This window comes from Streptomyces sp. NPDC058375 (assembly GCF_042723425.1).
Lineage (GTDB): Bacteria > Actinomycetota > Actinomycetes > Streptomycetales > Streptomycetaceae > Streptomyces > Streptomyces durocortorensis.
The window spans coordinates 1-4,516 of the sequence record NZ_JBHXJG010000390.1; the positions used below are offsets into that span (position 1 = coordinate 1).

Annotated in this window: 3 protein-coding genes, 5 tRNA genes and 1 pseudogene; 1 reads left to right on the plus strand and 8 read right to left on the minus strand. The window is 69.4% G+C overall.

The features are described from left to right. Positions 1 to 67: 67 nt before the first annotated feature. Together leuD and leuC are read right to left on the minus strand one after the other, a co-directional pair. Positions 68 to 643, minus strand: a pseudogene (gene leuD, locus ACFWM7_RS33815) (3-isopropylmalate dehydratase small subunit); the annotation flags it as partial. Between the two features lie 2 nt (positions 644 to 645). Beyond that, complete coding sequence (gene leuC / locus ACFWM7_RS33820; protein WP_383268212.1) at positions 646 to 2,073, minus strand: 3-isopropylmalate dehydratase large subunit; 1,428 nt, start codon at positions 2,071 to 2,073, stop codon at positions 646 to 648. Positions 2,074 to 2,247: 174 nt separating this feature from the next. Between leuC and ndgR the strand changes: the two genes are divergently transcribed. Continuing rightward, complete coding sequence (ndgR, locus tag ACFWM7_RS33825; protein WP_010062013.1) at positions 2,248 to 2,964, plus strand: IclR family transcriptional regulator NdgR; 717 nt, start codon at positions 2,248 to 2,250, stop codon at positions 2,962 to 2,964. A 175-nt stretch (positions 2,965 to 3,139) separates the two neighbouring features. Here ndgR and ACFWM7_RS33830 read toward each other — a convergent pair. From ACFWM7_RS33830 to ACFWM7_RS33855, 6 genes are all read right to left on the minus strand, one after another. Next, positions 3,140 to 3,212, minus strand: a tRNA-Glu gene (locus ACFWM7_RS33830). Between the two features lie 20 nt (positions 3,213 to 3,232). Next, positions 3,233 to 3,304 (minus strand) — tRNA-Gln (locus ACFWM7_RS33835). A 12-nt stretch (positions 3,305 to 3,316) separates the two neighbouring features. After that, positions 3,317 to 3,389, minus strand: a tRNA-Glu gene (locus ACFWM7_RS33840). A 62-nt stretch (positions 3,390 to 3,451) separates the two neighbouring features. Next, a tRNA-Glu gene (locus tag ACFWM7_RS33845) sits at positions 3,452 to 3,524 on the minus strand. A 38-nt stretch (positions 3,525 to 3,562) separates the two neighbouring features. After that, a tRNA-Gln gene (locus tag ACFWM7_RS33850) sits at positions 3,563 to 3,634 on the minus strand. Between the two features lie 88 nt (positions 3,635 to 3,722). Continuing rightward, positions 3,723 to 4,442 carry an HAD family hydrolase gene (locus ACFWM7_RS33855; RefSeq protein WP_383268215.1) on the minus strand — a complete coding sequence of 240 codons (720 nt, stop codon included), beginning with the start codon at positions 4,440 to 4,442 and terminating at the stop codon, positions 3,723 to 3,725. Between the last annotated feature and the right edge of the window lie 74 nt (positions 4,443 to 4,516).

Consider the following 4,516-nt stretch of genomic DNA (forward strand, 5'->3'; position numbering starts at 1 on the left):
AGACATATTCAGCCTGCCCCGCGACCGTACAGGTAAAGCATGGGTGCACAGACATCAGGAATGGTACAGGCTTGAAGGCGGGCCTGGCCGCCTCGTACGCGGCGATGTCCGCTTCGTTCTGAAGGGTGAGGCTGATGTCGTCGAGGCCGTTCAGCAGCCGCCAGCGGGCGTTCTCGTCGAGCTCGAAGTCGGCGGTGACGCCCTCGGCGCGGACCTGGCGGGCCTCCAGATCGACGGTCACCTCGGCGGTCGGGTCGGCCTCCGTCAGCTCCCAGAGGGCGTCGACCACCTTCTGCTCCAGAACCACCGTGAGCAGGCCGTTCTTCAGCGAGTTGCCGCGGAAGATGTCGGCGAAGCGGGAGGAGACGACGGCCTTGAAACCGAAGTTCTGCAGGGCCCAGACCGCGTGTTCGCGGGAGGAGCCCGTACCGAAGTCGGGACCGGCGACCAGGACCGACGCGCCCTGGCGTTCCGGGCGGTTGAGGACGAAGTTCTCGTCCTTGCGCCAGGCTTCGAAGAGCCCGTCCTCGAACCCGTCGCGGGTGACCTTCTTCAGCCAGTGCGCGGGGATGATCTGGTCGGTGTCGACGTTGCTGCGGCGCAGCGGAACGGCTCGGCCGGTGTGCGTGGTGAATGCTTCCATGGCTATCGGACTCCGGCGGGGGTACGGGCGTCGGACAGGTCGGCGGGCGAGGCCAGATGGCCCAGCACCGCGGTGGCGGCGGCGACCTGGGGCGAGACCAGGTGGGTGCGGCCGCCCTTGCCCTGCCTGCCCTCGAAGTTGCGGTTCGAGGTGGAGGCGGAGCGCTCGCCGGGGGCCAGCTGGTCGGGGTTCATGCCGAGGCACATCGAACAACCCGCGTGCCGCCATTCGGCGCCGGCCTCGGTGAAGACCTTGTCCAGGCCCTCGGAGACGGCCTGGAGCGCGACCCTGACCGAGCCGGGGACGACCAGCATCCGTACGCCGCTCGCGACTTTGCGGCCGTCCAGGATCGAGGCGGCGTTGCGCAGGTCCTCGATGCGGCCGTTGGTGCACGAACCTACGAAGACGGTGTCGACGTTGATGTCGCGCAGCGGCTGTCCGGCGGTCAACCCCATGTATTCCAGGGCCTTTTCGGCGGCGTGGCGCTCCGAGGCGTCCTCGTACGAAGCGGGGTCGGGGACGTTGGCCGACAGGGGCGCGCCCTGGCCGGGGTTGGTGCCCCAGGTGACGAACGGGGCCAGTTCGGCGGCGTCGATGACGACCTCGGCGTCGAACACGGCGTCGTCGTCGGAGCGCAGGGTCTTCCAGTACGCGACGGCGGCGTCCCAGTCCTCGCCCTCGGGGGCGTGGTCGCGGCCCTTGAGGTAGTCGAAGGTGGTGGCGTCGGGGGCGATCATGCCGGCGCGGGCGCCCGCCTCGATCGACATGTTGCAGATGGTCATCCGGGCCTCCATCGAGAGCTTCTCGATGGCGGAGCCGCGGTATTCGAGGATGTAGCCCTGGCCGCCGCCGGTGCCGATCCGGGCGATGATGGCCAGGATCAGGTCCTTCGCGGTGACCTCGTCGGGCAGTTCGCCCTCGACCGTGATGGCCATGGTCTTAGGGCGGGCCAGCGGCAGCGTCTGGGTGGCCAGGACGTGCTCCACCTGGCTGGTGCCGATGCCGAACGCCAGCGCGCCGAACGCGCCGTGCGTGGAGGTGTGGGAGTCACCGCAGACCACGGTGGTGCCCGGCTGGGTCAGCCCCAGCTGCGGGCCCACCACGTGGACGACGCCCTGCTCGACGTCGCCGAGCGGGTGCAGCCGGACGCCGAAGTCCGCGCAGTTCTTGCGCAGGGTCTCCAGCTGGGCGCGCGAGACCGGGTCGGCGATCGGCTTGTCGATGTCGAGGGTCGGGGTGTTGTGGTCCTCGGTGGCGATGGTGAGGTCGAGGCGCCGCACCGGACGTCCGGCCTGGCGCAGTCCGTCGAAGGCCTGCGGGCTGGTCACCTCGTGGAGCAGGTGCAGATCGATGTAGAGAAGGTCGGGCTCGCCCTCCGCGCGCCGGACAACATGGTCGTCCCAGACCTTCTCCGCGAGTGTCCTACCCATCGCTTTCCCTCCGGCCGGCGTCTTCGCCGGCCCAACTAGAGATTCGGTGCGCCTCCGTCCGGACCCCCGTGCGGGGCGGTGGCTACGAGCCGTTGTGCGGCCGCCCCTACAGGTTCGCAACTTCCGCCGGAAATTGAACTTGCGTTTCACAGAGTGAGACGGGAGTATCGTCGTATGGACAACTCTAGCGGCGTCGGCGTTCTCGACAAGGCAGCTCTGGTATTGAGCGCCCTGGAGTCCGGTCCGGCCACCCTCGCCGGGCTGGTCGCGGCGACCGGGCTCGCACGGCCCACGGCCCATCGACTGGCCGTGGCACTGGAACACCACCGGATGGTGGCGAGGGATATGCAGGGCCGGTTCATTCTCGGCCCCCGGCTGTCGGAACTGGCAGCCGCGGCGGGCGAGGACCGCCTGCTGGCCACGGCCGGACCGGTGCTCACCCACCTGCGCGACATCACCGGCGAGAGCGCGCAGCTCTACCGCCGGCAGGGCGACATGCGCATCTGCGTGGCGGCGGCGGAGCGGCTGTCCGGACTCCGGGACACGGTGCCGGTCGGCTCCACGCTCACGATGAAGGCGGGCTCCTCCGCGCAGATCCTCATGGCCTGGGAGGAGCCGGAGCGTCTGCACCGGGGGCTCCAGGGCGCCCGGTTCACGGCGACGGCGCTCTCCGGCGTACGGCGGCGGGGCTGGGCCCAGTCGATCGGCGAGCGGGAGCCGGGCGTCGCCTCCGTCTCCGCTCCGGTGCGCGGCCCGTCGAACCGGGTGGTCGCCGCGGTCTCGATCTCCGGGCCGATCGAGCGGCTGACCCGTCATCCGGGCCGGATGCACGCCCAGGCGGTCATCGACTCGGCGGCTCGGCTGAGCGAGGCCCTGCGCCGCTCGGGCTGACGACTCGCCCGCACCTCTTGTCCCTCTGTTCCGGAAGGCCGCCCCAGCGCCGTGGCGGCCCTTTTTCTTCCCCGCCCCCGCTCGAACTGCCGTGGGGCGTAGGGGTGTTGCCTGCGCCGGGGCAACGAAGAAAGCCCTCCACCGAGGTGAAGGGCCTTTCGGTACTGCTCTGTTGTACCCCCGACCGGATTCGAACCGGCGCTACTGCCGTGAGAGGGCAGCGTGCTAGGCCGCTACACAACGGGGGCTTGGTTACTACTGACTTGCGCTGGGCTACCAGGACTCGAACCTAGAATGACGGTACCAGAAACCGTAGTGTTGCCAATTACACCATAGCCCATGGTGTGACAAGTACCCCCGACCGGATTCGAACCGGCGCTACTGCCGTGAGAGGGCAGCGTGCTAGGCCGCTACACAACGGGGGCCCTGGCGATCCTGCATCGAGAGCGATGGGTGCGACCCATGATGTTCTCGCGGGAAGGATCTGTACCCCCGACCGGATTCGAACCGGCGCTACTGCCGTGAGAGGGCAGCGTGCTAGGCCGCTACACAACGGGGGCTTGTCCTGCTGGTCTTGCTCGTACTGCTTGGTCTTGCGCTGGGCTACCAGGACTCGAACCTAGAATGACGGTACCAGAAACCGTAGTGTTGCCAATTACACCATAGCCCACTGAAATGCAACCCCTGGTGGGGGCTTCACTTCTGTCTGCGCTTCCCGGCCGGATCTTTCGGCCCGCTCGGGCGGCGCAGAAAGAACATTACCCGAAGGTGTCCGGCGCTCCAAAACGGGTATCGCCTGCCAGCAGGCCGGGGAGCTGGTCGAGCCCGGTGATCGTCACAAGGTCCGCCCTCCCGCCCCTGCCCCGCCGGTCGAGCCAGATGCCCGTCAGCCCGGCGGCCACGGCCCCGCTCGCGTCGATGTCCGGCTCGTCCCCGACGTACGCCACTTCGTGCGGCTCCAGCGCGAGCGCCTCGCAGGCCGCGAGGAAGGCGCCGGGCTCCGGCTTGGAGATGCCGAGCTCCACCGCGCAGACCATCGCCTCGAAGCGGTCCCGGACGCCGAGCGCGGTGAGCTTGCGGTGCTGGTTGTGGCTGCTGGAGTTGGAGAGGATCGCGTGGCGGTAGGCCGGCACCAGCCGGTCCAGGACCGGCAGCACGTCCGGGAAGAGCGCCCAGGCGGCCTCGTAGTGGACCAGGTGACCGGCAAACCACTCGTCGGCCCCGGCGTCCGTCATCGGCCGCCCCAGGAACTCCCGCACCCGGTCCCGGCGCTGACCGAGGAAGCCCGTCTCCCCGGCGGCGACGCGCGCCCAGTGCACGGCGGTGATCGCCTTCCAGGCGGCGAGGGCCTCGTCGACCGTCGCGTACGCCACGGGCAGGCCCACGGTCTCCAGATGGAGCCGCATACCGGTGTGGTCGGCGCCCGCGTAGTCGAAGATCGTGTCGTCGATGTCCCAGAGCACGGCGCGGATCGGCATGTACGTCACCGTAACCGCCCGCGCCGGACCGTGGCGGGGGAAGGAAAGAGGAAGGAGGGCCGCAGCCGGTCGGC